Origin of the sequence: Knoellia subterranea KCTC 19937, assembly GCF_000768685.1 — a bacterium.
In the GTDB taxonomy this organism is placed as follows: Bacteria; Actinomycetota; Actinomycetes; order Actinomycetales; family Dermatophilaceae; genus Knoellia; species Knoellia subterranea.
This window is the reverse complement of sequence record NZ_AVPK01000004.1, coordinates 138,555-155,981: the sequence shown is the minus strand read 5'-3', so window position 1 is coordinate 155,981 and position 17,427 is coordinate 138,555. Positions and strand designations below refer to the sequence as shown.

Genomic DNA, 17,427 nt, shown 5'->3' with positions numbered 1-17,427 from the left:
TCAGTACTCCACCTTCGTCGTCCGGCGACGGATCATCGTGACCTCGTCGCGGTTGTTGCCGATCGGCCCGATGTAGTTGAAGAAGTAGGCGAGCTGGGCGTACCCGCCGACGATGTGGTTCGGCTTGAGGAGGATGCGCGTCAGGGAGTTGTGTATGCCGCCCCGCTTCCGGTCCCGCTCGGTGAGGGGCACGTCGATGAGCCGGTCCTGGGCGTGGTGCATGTACACGGTGCCCTCGGGCATACGGTGGCTCACGATGGCCCGGGCGGCGACGACGCCGTTGCGGTTGACCATCTCGATCCAGTCGTTGTCCCGGATCCCGACCTTGGCCGCGTCGCGATCCGACATCCACACCGACTGGCCACCGCGCGAGAGCGAGAGCATGAAGAGATTGTCCTGGTACTCGCTGTGGATCGACCACTTGTTGTGCGGGGTGAGGTAGCGGACGGAGACCGCGACGCCGTGCTCGCCGTCGTCCTCGAGCTCGCCGATGGCCTTCTCCCCGAACAACTGCGTCATGTTGAGCGGCGGACGGTAGACGGGGAGCGCCTCCCCCATCCCGAGGAACCAGTCGTGGTCGACGTAGAACTGCTGGCGCCCGGTGAGGGTGTGGAACGGCTTGTGCCGCTCGATGTTGATGGTGAACGGGCTGTAGCGCCGGCCTCCGGACTCGGAGCCGGACCACTCCGGTGAGGTGATGACCGGGACGGGCGCGACCTGGGTGTCGGCGAAGGTGATCTGCTTGCCCTCGTGCTCGGCGGCGAGGTCGGCCAGCTGGGTCCCCGTTCGCTTCTCGAGGAAGCGGAACCCCTGGGTCGCGAGGTGGCCGTTCGAGACGCCGGCGAGGTGGATCATCGCGTCGGCCATCCGGATGTCCGTGTCGACTTTCGGCTGGCCGTCACCGGCTCCGCCTCGTTGGACGCCGTTGCGCTGCCGGAGGATCTCGACCTCGCGCTTGACGTCGTAGGCGACGCCCTTGGTGAGCATGCCGACCTTCTCGAGGAGCGGTCCGATGCTCGTCATCTTGTCGAAGACGGCCGTGTAGTCGCGCTCGGCCACGGCGATGACGGGCATGGTCTTCCCGGGCACGGGCTCGCACTCTCCGGCCCGCCAGTCCTTGACCTCGCCGTGGACGGTCGCCATCGCCTCCGGGGTGTCGTGCCACAGCGGCTTGGCGATGACGTCACGGCGGGTGCCGAGGTGGTCGACGGCGAGTTCGCTGAACTTCGCCGCGACGGCCTTCCACGTGTCCCAGTCCGACTTCGTCTGCCACGGCGGACTGATCGCCGGGTTGAAGGAGTGGATGAACGGGTGCATGTCGGTCGTGGACAGGTCGTGCTTCTCGTACCAGGTCGCTGCCGGGAGCACGACGTCCGAGAGGATTGTCGAACTCGTCATGCGGAAGTCGATCGTCGTGAGCAGGTCGAGCTTGCCGTGGAGTGCCTCGTCGGCCCACGCCACCGTCGAGGGCCGCTGCTCCGGTGGTGCCTCCACCGCGGTCGCCGCACTGTCGGTGCCGAGGAGGTGCCGCAGGAAGTACTCGTTGCCCTTGGCCGAACTGCCAAGGAGGTTGGAGCGCCAAAGCGACAGGACCCGCGGGTGGTTCGTGCCCGACTCCGGGTCCTCGACCGCGAAGCGGAGTCGGCCCTCCTTGAGCTCCTGCGCGACGTACTCCGGAACCTCCATCCCGGCGGCCTCCGCGTCATCGGCGAGGTCGAGCGAGCTGCGGTCGAACGTGGGGTAGCTCGGCGTCCAGCCGAGCCGCACCGACTGGGCGAGCAGGTCCATGACACTCTTGCCGGCGAAGATACCCGTCCCGGCGTCGAGGTCGTCGGCCGAGAACGTGTCGTAGCGGTATTGGCTCGTGTGGACGTACCAGTAGGCGGTCTGGTTCATGTGGCGCGGCGGACGGTGCCAGTCGAGCGCGAAGGCCATGTGCTGGAAGCCCATGAGCGGGCGGACCTTCTCCTGCCCGACGTAGTGCGCCCACCCTCCCCCGTTGCGGCCCTGGCATCCGGTGATCGTCGTGAGCAGCAGGATCGCCCGGTAGATCTGGTCGCTGTGGAACCAGTGGTTCGTCCCGGCGCCGAGGAGGATCATGCCGCGACCCTGGGTGTCGATGGCGTTCTGCGCCCACTCACGGGCGAGCCGCTCGACCTGGGCCGCGGGGACGCCGGTGTGCTGCTCCTGCCACGCCGGGGTCGCCGGCACGGACGGGTCGTCGTAGCCAGTCGGCCACACGCCGGGCAGCCCGTCGCGCCGCACGCCGTACTGCGCGAGCAGGAGGTCGAGGACGGTCGTCACGAGCCGGTCGCCCACACGGCGGACCGGCACGCCACGACGCTCGTGGGCGACCTTGCCGTCGGCGCCGTCGAACCGTGGCAGCTCGACCTCGACGACGTCGTCGCGGCTCTCCCACACCGTGAGCATCGGGTCGAGATCGCCGAGCTGCAGGTTCCACCGCCCCAGGCCTTCGTCGCCGTAGCGGTCGCCGATCGAGCCGCGCGGGACGGCGAGCTCGCCGGTCGCGGCGTCGAGGACGAGCGGCTTCCACATGGCGTGCTCGGAGTCGGACTCGGGCGCACCCTCGACGTCGCCGGCGACGAGGTACTTGCCGGCGCGCCAGGTGCCCTCGGCCTCGCCCGGCACGAGGCTGACGAGGTTCGGCAGGTCCGTGTAGTGCTTGTTGTAGTCGACGAAGAAGGGGACGTCCTGGTCGACGAAGAACTCCTTGAGGATGACGTGACCCATTGCCATCGCGAGCGCGCCGTCGGTGCCGGGGCCGAGCGTGACCCACTCGTCGGCGAACTTGACGTTCTCGGCGTAGTCGGGCGCCACCGCGATGACCTTCTGCCCGCGGTAGCGCGCCTCCGTCATCCAGTGGGCGTCCGGCGTGCGGGTCAGCGGCACGTTCGAGCCCCACATGATGAGGTATGCCGCGTCCCACCAGTCCCCGGACTCCGGCACGTCGGTCTGGTCGCCGAACATCTGTGGCGACGCGTTGGGGAGGTCGGCGTACCAGTCGTAGAACGAGAGCATCGGAGCTCCGACGAGCTCGAGGAAGCGGGCGCCGGAGGCGTAGGACACCGGTGACATCGCGGGGATCGGCGAGAAGCCCGCGATGCGGTCCGGCCCGAGCTCCTTGATCGTCCACACGTGGGCCGCGGCGACGATCTCGACGACCTCCTCCCACGAGGCACGCACGAGTCCACCCTTGCCCCGGGCGGACTTGTATCGACGGGCCTTCTCGGCGTCGGTGACGATCGACCCCCACGCGAGGACGGGGTCGCCTCCGTGCTCCAGCTTCGCGGCACGGAAGAGGTCAAGGAGCACCCCACGGACGTAGGGGTAGCGCACCCGAGTCGGCGAGTACGTGTACCACGAGAACGCCGCCCCTCGAGGGCAGCCGCGGGGCTCATAGTCGGGCCGGTCCGCGCCCGGGCTCGGGTAGTCCGTCTGCTGCGCCTCCCACGTGATGATCCCGTCCTTGACGTAGACCTTCCACGAACAGGAACCGGTGCAGTTCACGCCGTGGGTCGAGCGCACGACCTTGTCGTGACTCCACCGGTCGCGGTAGAAGGCGTCGCCGGAGCGCCCACCCGTGGCATGGATCGACCGCTTGTCCTGCGACACCTCCGCCCGAGTGAAGAACCGCCTCGTCCCGACCAGCGCGTCTGCCAGGGGGCCATCCAGCCCGGGGGTGTCGATGCTCATGGTGCGGTGTCAGCTCCTTGCGCTCGTGGTGCGACGGACGATGGTGACGGTGAGGACGAGGCAGCCCAGGGACACGAGGGCGAGCAGCAGGAGGCCGAGCCCGTAGGACCCGGTGCGTCCGTGCACAGCGCTCATGACGAGTGGCGGGACGAAGCCACCCAGGCCGCCGGCGGCACCGACGAGCCCGGTGACCGAGCCGACCTGGGACGCCGGGGCTGTCCGCGCGACGAGGGCGAACACCGCGCCGCTGCCCGCGCCGAGGGCCGCGGCCATCGCGAGGAAGGCGACCGTCCCGAGTGGCATGAGCCCGGGCGTCGCCGACTGCAGAGTCGCGCCGGCAGCGACGACGGCGAACACACCCGTGAGGACGGCAATCGCGCCGAACCGGTCCGACAGCCAGCCGCCGACCGGCCGCATGAGGACGGCGACGACGACGAACCCGGCCATGCGGTTGGCCGCGTCGACCTGTTCGAGTCCATAGGCCGTCTTGAGGTACGCCGGGAGGTAGACCGAGAACGCGACATACCCACCGAACGCCACGGCATACAGAACGCACGCCTGCCACGCGATCGGCAGGCGAGCCGCGGCACTGAGGCGACTCACAACGGACGTGGACGGAACCACCCGACCGGGCGCATCCCGCAGGAGGAGCCAGGCGACACCGGCATACAGAGCCAGAGCAGCGGCCGTGATGAGGAACGGTGCCTTGTCGCCGAGCCCGGTGACGAAGCGAACGGTCGTCAGGGCGCTGATCGCGGTGCCGCCCATGCCGGCCCCGAAGATGCCGATGGCGAGGCCGCGCCGCTCCGGCGGGAACCATGCGTTGACGAGCGGGACACCGACGGCGAAGACCGTGCCACCGAGGCCGAGGAAGAACCCGCCGACGAGCAGGCCAGCGAGGGAGTACTGGCCTGAAAGTCCGAGGTAGAGCACCGGCACGATCGTCGCGAGCGACAGCAGCGGGAACATCACCCGCCCGCCGAACCGGTCGGTCAGGGCGCCAACGGGGATGCGGCCGAGCGAGCCGACAATGACCGGCACCGCGACGAGGAGCGCCTGCTGGCCGAAGCTGAGTTCGAGAAGCTCCTTGAACCTGGGCCCGAGCGGGCTGAGCAGCGCCCACGCCCAGAAGTTGACGGCGAAGCCGACCGTCGCGAGCACGAGGGCACGGGCCGCCGAACCGACGGAGCGAATATCCTCCGCCATGGCCTCCTCCTTCGGAGTCGTCATGTGTATCCCGCTGCGTGGTGCCATCTCTGTCCTATCGCATTCCGTCACTGCAGGTGAAGGAGTTGGCGTACGCCGGCTCCTCACCGAAGCGTGCCGGTGCGGTCCGCGACCCAACAGGGACCAAGGGCCCGGCTTTCGGCGGGCGGGCTCTCCTCTACTCAGCCGAAGCCGTGGTTCGCGAGGGCGTCATGGAGCGCCTCCTCCTCGTAGGAGAGATGGGACAGCAGGGACTCGGTGAGCTCGTCGAGCGCGTCCCCGAGGGCGTCGAGGGAACGCTGCCCCTCGGAGCCGTACGCAGGGTCGCCGACGAGGGCGACAAGGGCCCGGTCGAGGTCGTCGAGGAGACCGGCGATGACCTCGTGCTCGGCATGCAGGCGGGTGACGACGGGTTCGAGCCTCGGGTCGGCGCGCAGCAGGTGCGGGAACATCGCTCGGTCCTCGTTGGTGTGGTGACCCGTGACGATCCGGCAGTAGGACTCGCAGTACGCGCCGAGGGTCCAGTTGTTCTGTCGCATCGTCATCGTGTTGATGGCCGAGCGGGCAGAACCCACCGTCGTGTGGCCCTCGCGGACCTGTCGGACGATGTCGCGAACCTGGTCCAGCTCGGCACGCAGGTAGTCGTGGACCTCGACGAGGTGGGCGGGAATGGCGAGTTGCTGGGGCGTGAAGCGCGAGTCCGGCTGTGCCCCAGCGGTTTCCGTGGACCCCGCCGGCTCCGTGGACGCCGGCACCGACGCGCTGGCCCGGCCTTCCGCGGACGAACCCCCACCCTCGCGCTCAGCCGCGACGAGCTCGCGGGTCAGTGGCGCGACCTCCTCGGCGAACGTCTGCAGGGTCGCCGGGTCATCGGTCGCGAGGATGAAGGTGCTCATCCCGATACCCACCGCGATGTCGGTCAGCTGCTCCGCCCAGTCCTTCGGCGAACCTTCGAGCAGCCCTGAGCCGGAACCGAATCGCCCGTTGATGTTGTAGAGCCGGCGGATGTCCTGCGGCGCCCGTCCCGCTTTGGCAGCTGCGTCGTCAATGCGGGCATTCATGTCGGGCAGGGCCTCGGGTGGGGCATAGCCCATGCTCGGGATCCAGCCGTCCGCCAGGCGTCCGGTGACGCCGAGCATGCGGGGTTTGAGGGCTCCGATCCAGATGGGGATGTCGTGGGCGGGGACGGGCCCGGGCTTGAGGCCTTTGTTGGAGTAGTGCTCACCGTCGAACCTCCCCGGCTCTCCCGCCCAGAAGCTGCGCAGGATGCCGATCGCCTCGACAAGCGCATCGACTGCCTCCCCGGGCGTGCGTCGCAAACCGCCCGCCGCGACGATCGGGTCCCAGAACGCGCCGGCACCGAGGCCGAGCTCGACGCGGCCACCCGTGAGGACGTCGAGGCTGGCGGCCGACTTCGCGAGCACCACGGGCGGCCGCAGCGGGAGGCTCACGACGTTGGTGGAGACCCGGACCTGACTCGTCCGGGCACCGATGACGGACAGCAGGGTCCACGTGTCGAGGAAGCTGCGCTGGTAGGGGTGGTCCTGCACGCTCACGTGCTCGAGGCCGACGACGTCGGCGAGTTGCGCGAGTTCGAGGACCGCGTGGTGCCGGGAGGCATCGGGCGTCGGGAAGACCCCGAACTCGAGCTCGTGACCGTAGTCGGGCATGCGGCCAGTCTGGCACGCACCCACGACGGTCCGGCGGCGACAATGGCCGCTGTGACCTCGTTGCTGACGCTCAACGTCTCCAACCCGCCCCGGGCCCGGGCCGAGTCGCTGCTGCACTGGCTGTGGCCGCGCGAGGAGGACCTCTGGGTGCTCACCGAGGTCGGTCGCGGCGAGGGATCGAACCTTCTCCTTTCGGTATGCCGGGCAGCTGGCTTCGCCATTCGGGTCACCGATCGCTCGGAGCTGGGCGTCATGACGGTGGCCCGGGTGGGCACCTTGGACGAGGCCACCATCGATCCACCATCGTTGCTTCCCGGTCGGGTGGATTCCGTTCTCTGGCAGGAGGATTCGCACGTCGAGCCCATCCGTGTGCTGGCGACCTACGGGGTGGCGAGCGATCCGGTTCGGTACGCGAGCAAGGCGCAACGCGAGCGAAAGCGCCAGTGGCTCACGGCATACGAAAAGGTTGTCTCCCAATGGGTTTCGCGCGGCGAGCGCGGGATCGTCCTCGGCGACCTCAACCTCGTCGACCCGGTGCATGACGACGTGCTGAAGTACGTGCTGACGGAGGAGACGGCGATGTACCACGACCTCTCGGAGCGGCACGGGCTCGTCGATGCGTTCCGGGCCCACCACGACGACGCGCAGATGTCGTGGATGGACCACTCAGGAGTGGGTTGCCGCTACGACCACGCCTTTGCCACACCAGATCTCGTGGTCGAGGCGTCCGAACTGGTGCACGAGCCGAGGGTCGATGGGCTCACCGACCACTCGGCCCTGACGGTCACCCTGGACTGACCAGGCGGTCGTGACTACTCGATCAGGTTGGCGGCGATCTCACCGATGGCACACCCGGTGAGGCAGTGCAGCGTCGCACTGGCTGCCATGGCGTTGCGAGAGTTCATCGTGCGCTCCTGTGCATCGAATTGTGCTGCGAGAGTTCCGGCTACGAGTCCAACAGCATACCCTAGGGGGGTATTTATTGCGAGGCAAGAGCTGGGGTGCGCGAGACATCGGAGGCGGGCGGACGGCATACCCACTCGGTTGTCGCGCAGCGCGCCTGAGGTAGCCGGGCGACCGCGTCTGAGGTAGCGGCCCGCGGGAAATACGACACCTGCCCGATGTGACCGCCTACCTCATCCGACGACTGTTGTGGAGGTCAGCAGGAGCTGGCACCGACCACCACAGGTCAACCCAACGGTCACGGAAAGGACCAGCCATGAACACCTCGTTCATCACCCCCGAAGCGGTCCGCGCGGAGATGCTCGCCCGCTACGGTCAGTTCTCCGAGCCGCACGAGCGTCCCGGATCCTCACTCCACGTCATTCGCCGGGTTCGCGCCCGGGTTCAGGCCGCCCGCAACGTTCGCTGAGATCGTGGGCACCGGAGTGGGCCTCGCGACGCAGGAGTCAGTGGAGTCGTCAATACTTCCACTCATGACTCCTCCCGTGCGCGAGCTCGTCGGACGCGACGCCGACCTCGCCCGGATCACCGAGATCCTCGGACTCGACGATCCCCGCGGGGTCGGTGTCGTCGTGTCCGGAGACGCCGGCATCGGCAAGTCCAGCCTGCTCGCCACCGTCTCCGCCGACGCAGAAGCAGCCGGATGGACCGTCGCCTGGGGCCACTGCGTCGGCCAGTCCGGCAGCGGCGTCGCCCACCTCCCCTTCACCGAGCTCGTCGCCCGGTTGCAGCAGCTGGTCCCCGACGTCGTCGAGGACGCTGTCGCCGCTCGGCCCGGACTCGCGGCCCTCCTGCCCGGGGCGCGCGACGAGTCGGTCGCGCCCAGCTCACCCAGCCAAGTCGCCGAAGGTGTCCACGCCCTGCTCACCGCCGTCGGTGAGGTCGCCCCCTTGCTCGTCGTCATCGAGGACGCCCACTGGGCCGACCACTCCTCACGAGACCTCCTCACGCTGCTGCTGACCCGTGGGTTCTCCTCGCCCGTCGCGCTCGTCGTGACCTACCGCTCCGACGACCTGCACCGCCAGCACCCGCTCCACGAGACCCTTGCCGTCTGGGCACGCATCGCGGGAGTCGAGCGCCTCGACCTGCAACCGTTGGCGGACAGCGCCATCCGCGACATCGTCACCTCCGCGAAGTCACCGGACCTCGACGAGCGCACGACCGTCGAGATCACCCGCCGCGCCGAGGGCAACCCGTTCTTCGCCGAGGAGCTCGCTGCGAGCACCGTGTCCGGCCAGCCGATCACCGGCAATCTCGGCCGTGTCCTGTGGGCTCGCGTCGACCAGCTCTCTGATCCGGCCCAGCACGTCGTGCGCACCATGGCCCTCGGAGGACGCACCATCAGCCACGACCTCCTGTTGCAGCTGGTGGACCTCACCGAGCCCGAGCTCGAGGAGGCCATCGCGGAGGGCGTCGAACGCCACGTCATCGAGACCAGCTGGCCACCGGCGTACACGTTCCGGCACGCCCTCATCGGTGAGACGACGACGAACGACCTCCTGCCCGGGCCGCGCATGAGACTTCACCGCGCGTATGCCGCGGCGCTGGCTTCCGATCCCACGCTCGGCCCCGCGTCCGAGCTGGCTCGACACGCGGCCGCCTCGGGCGACCTCGAGACCGCCGTCGCCGCCTCGCGACGGGCGGCCCGCAAGGACCTGGCCGCCGGCGGCCCCGCCGACGCCCTCGCGCACCTCGAGCAGGCCATGGGCTGGCTTCCGGAGTCGGCCCCCGAACGCGACGAGGTCAGTCTCGAGGCCTCCGATGCGGCGTTGTCGGCCGGGGACGTCGTGCGCTCGGTCCAGCTCCTCCAGGACCGGATCGAGCACCCCGGTGACGACCAGAGCCCGGTGATGCGGGCTCGACTGCTCGCCACGTGCGCGAACCGGGCCCGACTCATCGACCTCGCCGTCGGTGAACGTGGGCCGGCGCTCACCGCCGAGGCGATGGCGCTCGTCCCCGCTGAGGACACCCCGGAACGGCTGTTCGTCCTCACTGCCCACATGCAGCAGCTCGTCGACACGCGGCAATACACCGAGGCCGCCCAGCTCGGCGACGAGGCGACCGCGCTCGCCCAGCGCCTCAACCTGCCCGGCGCGCTCACCGAGGTGCGGACGGTCATGTCGCGCGTCATCGAGGTCCACGACGATCTCGACGCGCTCGAGGCGCACATCGACCGACTACTCGCTGACCTCGGCGACCGGCCCGACCCGCTGCGCATCCGCATCCACCACCAGGCCGCGACGATGCACCACCGACGCGGCAACCTCGTCCGGGCCCTGGAGCACTACGACAAGGGAGCCGCACTAGCCCGCGAGCTCCACCTCGAGTTCTCCCCCTTTGCCCTGGAGTCGCTCCTCATCGGTGGGCTCACGGCATACGAGCTCGGTGACTGGGACGGCGCACGGCGACGGCTCCACGTCACCGACCCTGCGCTCCCCCAGCCCGGGCGTTCGTTCTTCGACGCGGCGCTCATGCTCGTGCGCGCGGGGCGGGGCGAGGACATTGCCGATCAGGAGATCGCGGCGGTGCGCTCGTGGTGGCACGTCGACGGATTCGGCGTCGTGCAGCTCGTCATGCCTGCGGTCGAGCACTACGGGCGGCAGGGCGACCTCACCCGGGCCCTCGACATCGCTCGCGACGCCATTGACTTCCTCGAACGCACCTGGGGTCGCTTCCACGCCATCGTTCGACTCGCCGCACTTGTCGCCGGTCAGGCCGCGAGCGCCGCGCCCACCCTGTCGGATGCGCTGCACCGCCGGGCCGTAGCCGACCTCGAGGCGATGATGGAGGGCGTCGACCAGATCGTCGCCATGCCGCAGCGGGGGGTGCGCGAGCCGACGACTGAGGCGCTCGACGAGACCAACACCGAGACGTGGGCGTGGAACCTCCGCCTGCGCGCCGAGCTGCTCCGACTCCAGTGGCGCCTCGGCACGGGCACGCCCCCGGACCCGGCCGAGATGGTGGCCGCCTGGGTGGCGTCGGTGGAGGCGTTCGAGCGCTACGGGCACGCCTACGAGACCGCTCGCTCGCGGGCACGCCTGGCCGCGGTGCTCGCGGCGACGGGTGACGCAGCTGGTGCGCGGCGCGAGTCCGAGGCTGCACGTGTTGTGGCTGCTCGACTGGGGGCGGGACCACTCCTGGCCGAACTCGACGAACTCCACGGCGCGGGGGCCGGGCGCAAGGCGTTCGGCTCCGACACGGCAGGGTCGGCGGAGACGCTCACCGCACGCGAGCAGGAAGTGCTCGAACTCGTCGCCCGGGGCCTGAGCAACGGCCAGGTCGGGCAGCAGCTCTTCATCTCGACCAAGACGGCGAGCGTGCACGTCTCCCGGATCCTCGCCAAGCTCGGGGCGTCGTCGCGCACCGAGGCCGCTGCCATCGCCCGTGAGCGCGGCCTCATCCCCTGAGCCAGTCGCTCAATCCGGCTCGGGAGCCGGGTCAGGTCGCCCGAGCCTCATCGATGCGGCTCGGGAGGGGCCGCCAGGCTCCCGAGCCGGTCTTCGTCCTCGGGGGACGCCTGAGCCGAGCCCGCCAACGCACGACCGGCGGGCGGCATACCGCGTCCCGGAGGGGAGGAATTGGCGAGTTGGGGACGCGAGGGTGAGCGGGCGGCATACGCGATGCCTTTGACCCAAAGCGGTTCGCGAACCACGACGTGGCTCGATGACCGGATCGATCCGGTGATCGAGTCACGAGAAGGTTCGCGAACCGTTTCGTGCAGGGCGCGACCGCGGCAGGGTGGCCGGTCAGCCGCCGACGTGGACCTTGGGGCGGCGCTCCTCGTCGGGTTCGGCGCGGCGCAGGATCTCGTGCGTGAGCGGCGGGACGTCACCCTCGCCGGCGAGGAGGAAGCGCAGCACGTTCGCGCCGGGCGCGCGGTCACTCCACTCGAAGTAGCCGTGCGGGGGGATGCCCGTGCGGTCGCGGATGTCGAGGAAGACCGCAGCGAGCACGTTCGGCACCGACGTCCCCGACGCGCGCAGGATCTCGTGGCGACCGACGCGGACCGCGCGCACCGACACGGGTGAGTCGAAGTCGCTCGCGTCGGTGATCTCCACCTCGATGAAGATTGCCTTCTGCCAGCCCTTGAGGTGGTTGTCGATGCGGACGTCGAGGCTCTTGTGCTCGTACTCGGCATCGTCGCCCGCATGGAGTTTGTTGGCGATGAAGCGCAGCGGGTTCAGCCCGTCGCTCGTGCGGTCGATGAGGCGCGCGGCACCATCGTCATAGACGACGTCGCGCAACCGCAGTTCGGTGCTGCGCGAGATCCGCGAAGCCACCGAGACGACAAGGATCATCGCGATGAAGAGCCCGGCGATGATGAGGCCCTCCGGACGCTCGACGATCGTCACGACGAACGTGTAGACGAAGATTGCGCTCACCACGGCGAAGAACAGCGCCGCACTGCGGTGGCGCCGCCGCAGTTCAGTGAGGAAGACCGCGATCGCCGCCGAGGTCATCAGCGCGAGGACACCCGTGGCGTAGGCGCCCGCCTGCTCGTCGACGTCCGCCTTGAACGCGATCGTCACTGCGGCAGCGATGGCGGAGAGCACCAGGACGAGCGGACGGGTCGAGCTCGCCCAGTCGGGCGCCATTCCGTACTTCGGCAGGTAGCGCGGAACGATGTTGAGCATGCCGGCCATCGCACTCGCACCGGCGAACCACAGGATGTCGATCGTCGCCGCGTCGTAGGCCGTGCCGAACCCGTCGCCGAACAGCTCGTGGGCGAGGTAGGCCAGGGCGCGACCGTTGGCCTCACCTCCCGGCTGGAACGCCTCCTCGGGGATGAGTAGCGTTGTCACGAGGGAGGATCCGACGAGCAGGACGCTCATGATCAGGGCCGCCGACGTGAGCAGCTTCTTGGCGTTGCGGATCCGACCGAGCGGGGCTTCGTGGGTGTCGGCCGGGTCGCCCTTGACGAGCGGCATGACGACGACGCCGGTCTCGAAGCCGGACAGGCCCAGGGCGAGCGCGGGGAAGACGAGCAGTGAGGCCGCGATGATCCCGAAGGGCATCGCGTGCGCCGCATTCATGTGGTCGGTCCAGTCGCCGAAGACGGTCGGGTGCTGGGCGACCTCCCACACGCCGCGCGCCAGGACGACGGCGCTGAGCCCGAGGTAGCTCACGACGAGGACGACCGCCACCCCGATGGCCTCGCTGAAGCCCTTGAGGAAGACCGCCGCGAGCAGTGCGATGAGGACGAGCGTGATATCCGAGTGTCGAGAAGTAGTCGACACCGGTGAGACACATGACCCGCCACCACGGTTGGGCGTGGTCCTTGCGCTCGACCTCCCGCTCGCCCTCGTAATAGCCGCCGGGGTCGGCGTCCTCCACCTCGAGGAGCCACTTCTTGATGGGCCCCGGGGGCACAGGAGTCGTCACGATCCCTCACCGTAGGCCCACGTCAAGACCCCTCGCGCGATCTTGACGCGTCCTTGACGCCTTCGGTGGGAGGGTGGGACACGTGATCCCCCGCATCGGCCCGATCCCGAGCCACGAGCTCTTCGTGGCGCTCGGCGTTCTGGCCGCTGCGGCGGTGTTCTTCGTCGAGGCACGGCGCCGCGGTCAGCGGGACGAACGGCTCCTCCAGGTCGTCATGGGTGCGCTCGTCGGTGGCGCCCTGTTCATGCGGCTCGGCACCTGGTTCCAGCACGTCGACCTGCGCGACAACGCGTCCCTCGTCGAGCAGTGGGCCTACGGCAACCGGTCGATCCTTGGTGGGCTCGTCGGTGCCTGGCTCGGAGTGCACGTCGCCAAACGCGTCGCGGGATACCGGCTGCGCACCGGCGACCTCTTCGCCCCGGCCGTCGCCCTGGGCATGGCGGTCGGGCGGATCGGCTGCCTCCTCACCGAGAAGCCGGGCACACCCACCGGCGGCGGGTGGGGCATCACCCTCGACCCGGGCGCCGCGGCCGCGACCGGCGGCGTCGCTGGCGTGCCGTTGCACCCGTCGTTCGTCTACGAGATCGCCTTCCATCTCGCCGCCTTCGTCGCACTGTGGCTCTGGTTGCGACGCAAGGATCTCCCTCCGGGAGAGACGTTCGTCTGGTACGTCGCGGCATACGGGATCTTCCGGTTCCTCGTCGAGTTCGTGCGCGGCAACGAGGTCGTGTGGGCGGGGCTGACCCGGCCGCAGCTGTTCCTCGCGGTGACGGTGCCGCTCGTCGTCGTGCGGATCGCGTGGCGCTGGCGCTCCGGCGCCTATCGTGTGGTCCCGTCCCCAACGCCGGTGGAGGTGGCGCTGTGAGCGAGTCCCGCGGATCCGGTATGCCGTTGCGCGACTATCGCGTGCACCGTTACGTCAACGCGTTCTGCCCGTTGTGCCACGAGGAGTCTCCCGATCGGCCGCTGGCGGAGGTGCAGCGGCTCAGCGGCTGGCTCGCGGTGCGAGACGGGCGCGTCTGGCTCGAACGAGGTTGTGCCACACACGGATTGGTGCGAACGCTCTATGACGAGTCGCCCGAGATCCTGACCTACCTCGAGCAGTGGACGGCCCCCACCAAGGTTCACGGGCCCGACACGACCGGCAACTTCAAGCCGGTGCCGAGTGCCTACGAGGACGGGCTGCCGCAGATGCAGACCCAGCACACGTGCATCCTGCTCGAGGACCTGCTCGACCACTGCAACCTCAAGTGCCCGACGTGTTTTGCCGAGTCGTCGCCGGCACTGGCGTCGGTCGCACCGCTCGAGTCGGTGCTCGCGTCGATCGACACCCGGCTCTCGCGCGAGAACGGCCGCATCGACGTCCTCATGCTCTCCGGCGGCGAGCCCACGCTCTACCCGTGGCTCGAGGAGCTGCTCGACGCCGTCACGGCCCGACCGATCGTGCGAATCCTGATCAACACCAACGGTTTGCGCATCGCCCAGGACGACGCGTTCATCGAGCTGCTGCGTCGACACCGGGAGCGGGTCGAGGTCTACCTCCAGTACGACGGTGAGTCCGCCGAGGCGTCGATCCACCACCGTGGCGCGGACATCCGGCGCTTCAAGGAGCGGGCGATCGAACGCCTCTCTGCCGCAGGCGTGTTCACGACGCTGACGATGACGGCCAAGCTGGGCGTCAACGACGACGAGATCGGGCACGTCATCAAGCGGGCTCTCGACACGCCCTACGTCGGAGGCGTGACGATCCAACCCGTCTTCGGCAGCGGACGCGGCAGTGGCATCGACCCCCTCGACCGCCTCACCCACACCGGGGTCCTCGCGCGGCTCGAGGGACAGACCGGTGGGCAGGTGACATGGCGCGACCTCACCGCCCTGCCGTGCAGTCACCCGCACTGCTGCTCCGTCGGCTACCTCCTGCGCGACGACGCCGACGAGTGGCGGTCGCTCACCTCGCTCATCGGCCACGACCGCCTCAAGGAATGGCTCGACCTCGAACCCGACCTCCTCGCCAACCGCATCGCCGACGACACGATCCCCGCAGCGATGAAGTCCATCGTCAAGGACTCACTCCTCGACCTGCTGAGCGAGCAGTCGTCGCTGTCGCACCCGTCGATGGCCTCCATCTGGAAGGACATCTGCGCCAACTGTGACCTCGGGATCGGCACCCTCGCCACCCTGGCCACGTCGCGGCTGCCGGGCCAGCGGGAGCGGCTGCGATCGCTGCTCGGGGAGCGCGTCCTCCGGGTGACGGTCAAGCCATTCATGGACATGAACACGATGATCGAGGAGCGGCTCACCCAGTGCTGCGTCCACGTGGCGACGGTCAACGCCGAGACGGATGCCCACCAGTGCGCGCCGTTCTGCGCGGTCCAGGCGTGGGCACCACTGTCCCGCACCCGGATCTCCACCGCGACGGGGCGTCCGACAACGGGGAGCCGGTCGTGAGTGATCCCACGCTGGATCCGCGCATCGTGCCCCTCGACGACGGACCGCCGACGGCGACCTCAGCCTCTGCCGCAACACCGTTCGATCCGTTGCGGCTCTGCATCTTCGCCACCGTTGCCCTCCTCGGCTGGCTCCTCGGGCCGATCGCCCTCGCGTTCTTCGCCGCTCTCGGCGCCGTCGGCTACGCCCGAGCACGCCGCGCCGGGCTGCTGCGGTCGAAATGCCTGCTCGGCGACACCCGGATCGTGCTCGCCTACCTCGTCGGACTCGTCGCGCTCGCCATCGCCGCCCTCATCATCGGATTCGGACCCTGGAGGATCACATGAGCAACCAGCCACCACCCGGCCAGGACCCACACAGTCACAACCCCTACGGCCAGAACCCCCAGGGCCAGAACCCGTACGGCCAGCCGGTCCCGCAGAACCCCTACGGCGCCTACCCGCCTGCCCCCGGCCTGCCCAACTGGGCGAAGACCCTCTTCGGCGTCCTCATCGGCCTCCCAGTGTCGATCTTCGCGCCCATCCTTGCCTTCGTCCTCACCGAAGTCCCCGGACCCACCGGCCTCAAGATCTTCCTCGTGACCGTCCTCCCTGCCCTCATCGGCGTGCCGTTCCTCTTTGGCAAGAGCACCCGGCCGTGGGGTGTCGGCCTCATCATCGGCCTGGCCATCGGGAGTCTGGTGCTCGGCGGCCTGTGCGTGTCGATCATCGAGGGCTCGTCGGGCTACTGACCCAGACCTGACAGGCAGCAGCCATGGCGACGTTCTCCGCGACGAAGACCTCCGAGGCGACGGTCGAGCACCCGAGCGACCTGGTGTGGGACGTCCTCACGGACCCGACAGCCATCGCCCGCCTGACCCCGATGGTCCGATCGATCACGACGTCGACGGGCCCTGACGGTGACCTCTGGCACTGGCAGCTCGCGAAGATCGACGTGCTCGGGAAGTCCTTCGAACTCGGCTTCACCGAGCTCATGACCTACGACCCGAAAACACGAATCACGTTCCGGCACAGCCCCGTTGGCACAGAGCACGCCGGAACGGACGGACCCTACGACCTCCTCGACGTCGGCACGGACTCGACCCACCTGCGCATCGAACTCACCGTCACCGTGGACCTGCCCTTCCCCCGGCTGGCGCGCCCGGCCGTCGAGGCGAGCATGCACGGGGTCCTCGCCGCCATGGGCGCGGGGTTCGGCCGCAGCATCGAGAAGGAGCTCAGGGCTCGAGCAGCACGACGTCGGTGACGACGATGGTCGCGCGCGGCTTGCGCCCCGGCAACCGCTCGAGGACCGGCTCGACCGTCGTCAGCGCGCGGTACCACCAGCCGTACTTGCGCCCGATCGCCCTCTTGACCCGAGCGACAGCCGCGCGGTCACGATCGACACGGGCGCGGCCGGCATACCGGGGAGCGTTCGGCACGACGGTGCCGCGGACGTCGCACGGGCGCAGTTCGACGCGGGCGGTGTGGGCGAGGCGTTTCGTCTTGCCGACGTTGTCGACGGTGACGACGAGGAGATCTTCGCCATCCGGCGCGATCCACACTGGGGTCGCGACGGGTGCGCCGGTGCGGCGGAACGTCGTCAGCTCGACGTACGACTGCTCGCCGAGGAACCTGGCTTCGTCATTCATTCGCGTATGCCGTCCGCTCACCGGTGGATGAGATCGCGCCAGTTGTCGGTGACTCGCCCCTGGGGCCCGGGCGAGGACTGGTCCTCGGGTCGGGACTGGGGTTCGGCGAGGGCAGGGCCGCGACCGGTCTGTTCGGTCTCGTAGTTCCAGAACCACACCTCCCCCGGCTCGTAACTCATCACGATCCGGTGCCCGGTCTCCCGGAAGTGGGCCGTCGCGTGCTGCTCAGGGGAGGTATCGCAGCAACCGACGTGACCACACGCGGTGCACCGACGCAGGTGGACCCACCAGCCCTGTGCCGCAAGGCATTCCGCGCAGCCGGGCCCGGATGGGGGCACACTCGGGTCGAGGTCGGCGGACTCGGGGAAGGTCTCCGGTGCGGGCATGACCTCGACGCTACTCGCCTTCGTCGCG

15 protein-coding genes are annotated in these 17,427 nt (G+C 69.3%); 8 read left to right on the top strand and 7 right to left on the bottom strand.

The window, feature by feature from the left end; translation table 11 throughout:
* From N803_RS08560 to N803_RS08550, 3 genes are all read right to left on the bottom strand, one after another.
* Positions 1-3,714, bottom strand: coding sequence for a nitrate reductase subunit alpha (locus tag N803_RS08560; protein WP_035904219.1), 3,714 nt, complete (start codon positions 3,712-3,714; stop codon positions 1-3).
* Between the two features lie 9 nt (positions 3,715-3,723).
* The gene (locus N803_RS08555; protein WP_035904485.1) at positions 3,724-4,920 is read right to left on the bottom strand and encodes an MFS transporter; all 1,197 of its coding nucleotides are present in this window, start codon (positions 4,918-4,920) and stop codon (positions 3,724-3,726) included.
* Between the two features lie 182 nt (positions 4,921-5,102).
* Positions 5,103-6,590: an LLM class flavin-dependent oxidoreductase gene (locus N803_RS08550; protein WP_035904482.1), complete on the bottom strand. Its 1,488-nt coding sequence runs from the start codon at positions 6,588-6,590 to the stop codon at positions 5,103-5,105.
* A 51-nt stretch (positions 6,591-6,641) separates the two neighbouring features.
* On the opposite strand from N803_RS08550, the gene N803_RS08545 reads away from it, so the two are divergent.
* On the top strand, positions 6,642-7,388 hold the full coding sequence (locus tag N803_RS08545; RefSeq protein WP_156969708.1) for a hypothetical protein: 747 nt from the start codon (positions 6,642-6,644) through the stop codon (positions 7,386-7,388).
* A 14-nt stretch (positions 7,389-7,402) separates the two neighbouring features.
* On the opposite strand, the gene N803_RS18295 is transcribed toward N803_RS08545, so the two are convergent.
* Entirely contained in the window at positions 7,403-7,495 is a 93-nt protein-coding gene (locus N803_RS18295; protein ID WP_156969707.1) for a DUF4396 domain-containing protein, read from the bottom strand.
* A 314-nt stretch (positions 7,496-7,809) separates the two neighbouring features.
* Here N803_RS18295 and N803_RS18290 point away from each other — a divergent pair, with 314 nt between their 5' ends.
* Both N803_RS18290 and N803_RS08540 read left to right on the top strand, forming a co-directional pair.
* Positions 7,810-7,962, top strand: a complete 153-nt coding sequence (locus N803_RS18290; protein WP_156969706.1) for a hypothetical protein — start codon at positions 7,810-7,812, stop codon at positions 7,960-7,962.
* A gap of 64 nt (positions 7,963-8,026) precedes the next feature.
* Positions 8,027-10,960, top strand: a complete 2,934-nt coding sequence (locus tag N803_RS08540; protein WP_035904213.1) for a helix-turn-helix transcriptional regulator — start codon at positions 8,027-8,029, stop codon at positions 10,958-10,960.
* Positions 10,961-11,299: 339 nt separating this feature from the next.
* On the opposite strand, the gene N803_RS08535 is transcribed toward N803_RS08540, so the two are convergent.
* Entirely contained in the window at positions 11,300-12,790 is a 1,491-nt protein-coding gene (locus tag N803_RS08535; RefSeq protein ID WP_245617115.1) for an APC family permease, read from the bottom strand.
* A gap of 227 nt (positions 12,791-13,017) precedes the next feature.
* On the opposite strand from N803_RS08535, the gene N803_RS08530 reads away from it, so the two are divergent.
* From N803_RS08530 to N803_RS08510, 5 genes are read left to right on the top strand one after another with little or no spacing between them, the layout of a single operon-like run.
* Positions 13,018-13,800, top strand: coding sequence for a prolipoprotein diacylglyceryl transferase (locus N803_RS08530; RefSeq protein WP_035904211.1), 783 nt, complete (start codon positions 13,018-13,020; stop codon positions 13,798-13,800).
* Complete coding sequence (locus tag N803_RS08525; RefSeq protein ID WP_425402405.1) at positions 13,797-15,383, top strand: radical SAM protein; 1,587 nt, start codon at positions 13,797-13,799, stop codon at positions 15,381-15,383. The genes N803_RS08530 and N803_RS08525 overlap by 4 nt, the downstream gene beginning before the upstream one ends.
* Positions 15,380-15,709, top strand: a complete 330-nt coding sequence (locus N803_RS08520) for a hypothetical protein (protein WP_245617113.1) — start codon at positions 15,380-15,382, stop codon at positions 15,707-15,709. Before N803_RS08525 ends, N803_RS08520 begins: the two co-directional genes overlap by 4 nt.
* Complete coding sequence (locus N803_RS08515) at positions 15,706-16,113, top strand: aromatic acid exporter family protein (RefSeq protein WP_035904209.1); 408 nt, start codon at positions 15,706-15,708, stop codon at positions 16,111-16,113. Before N803_RS08520 ends, N803_RS08515 begins: the two co-directional genes overlap by 4 nt.
* 23 nt (positions 16,114-16,136) lie before the next feature.
* Positions 16,137-16,628, top strand: a complete 492-nt coding sequence (locus tag N803_RS08510) for an SRPBCC family protein (protein ID WP_035904208.1) — start codon at positions 16,137-16,139, stop codon at positions 16,626-16,628.
* On the opposite strand, the gene N803_RS08505 is transcribed toward N803_RS08510, so the two are convergent.
* Both N803_RS08505 and N803_RS08500 read right to left on the bottom strand, forming a co-directional pair.
* Positions 16,600-17,013, bottom strand: coding sequence for a PPOX class F420-dependent oxidoreductase (locus tag N803_RS08505; RefSeq protein ID WP_035904207.1), 414 nt, complete (start codon positions 17,011-17,013; stop codon positions 16,600-16,602). The two genes, N803_RS08510 and N803_RS08505, sit on opposite strands and share 29 nt — an antisense overlap.
* 17 nt (positions 17,014-17,030) lie before the next feature.
* A complete protein-coding gene (locus N803_RS08500) occupies positions 17,031-17,399 on the bottom strand; it encodes a UBP-type zinc finger domain-containing protein (RefSeq protein WP_035904205.1) in 369 nt (122 codons plus the stop codon).
* Positions 17,400-17,427 lie beyond the last annotated feature (28 nt).

Excerpts from the sequence above, each read along its gene's own strand:
- N803_RS18290 (WP_156969706.1), top strand. The coding sequence starts at position 7,810 with ATGAACACCTCGTTCATCACCCCCGAAGCGGTCCGCGCGGAGATGCTC.
- N803_RS08560 (WP_035904219.1), bottom strand. The coding sequence starts at position 3,714 with ATGAGCATCGACACCCCCGGGCTGGATGGCCCCCTGGCAGACGCGCTG.
- N803_RS08505 (WP_035904207.1), bottom strand. The coding sequence starts at position 17,013 with ATGAATGACGAAGCCAGGTTCCTCGGCGAGCAGTCGTACGTCGAGCTG.
- N803_RS08555 (WP_035904485.1), bottom strand. The coding sequence starts at position 4,920 with ATGGCGGAGGATATTCGCTCCGTCGGTTCGGCGGCCCGTGCCCTCGTG.
- N803_RS08540 (WP_035904213.1), top strand. The coding sequence starts at position 8,027 with ATGACTCCTCCCGTGCGCGAGCTCGTCGGACGCGACGCCGACCTCGCC.
- N803_RS08550 (WP_035904482.1), bottom strand. The coding sequence starts at position 6,590 with ATGCCCGACTACGGTCACGAGCTCGAGTTCGGGGTCTTCCCGACGCCC.
- N803_RS08510 (WP_035904208.1), top strand. The coding sequence starts at position 16,137 with ATGGCGACGTTCTCCGCGACGAAGACCTCCGAGGCGACGGTCGAGCAC.
- N803_RS18295 (WP_156969707.1), bottom strand. The coding sequence starts at position 7,495 with ATGAACTCTCGCAACGCCATGGCAGCCAGTGCGACGCTGCACTGCCTC.
- N803_RS08515 (WP_035904209.1), top strand. The coding sequence starts at position 15,706 with ATGAGCAACCAGCCACCACCCGGCCAGGACCCACACAGTCACAACCCC.
- N803_RS08500 (WP_035904205.1), bottom strand. The coding sequence starts at position 17,399 with ATGCCCGCACCGGAGACCTTCCCCGAGTCCGCCGACCTCGACCCGAGT.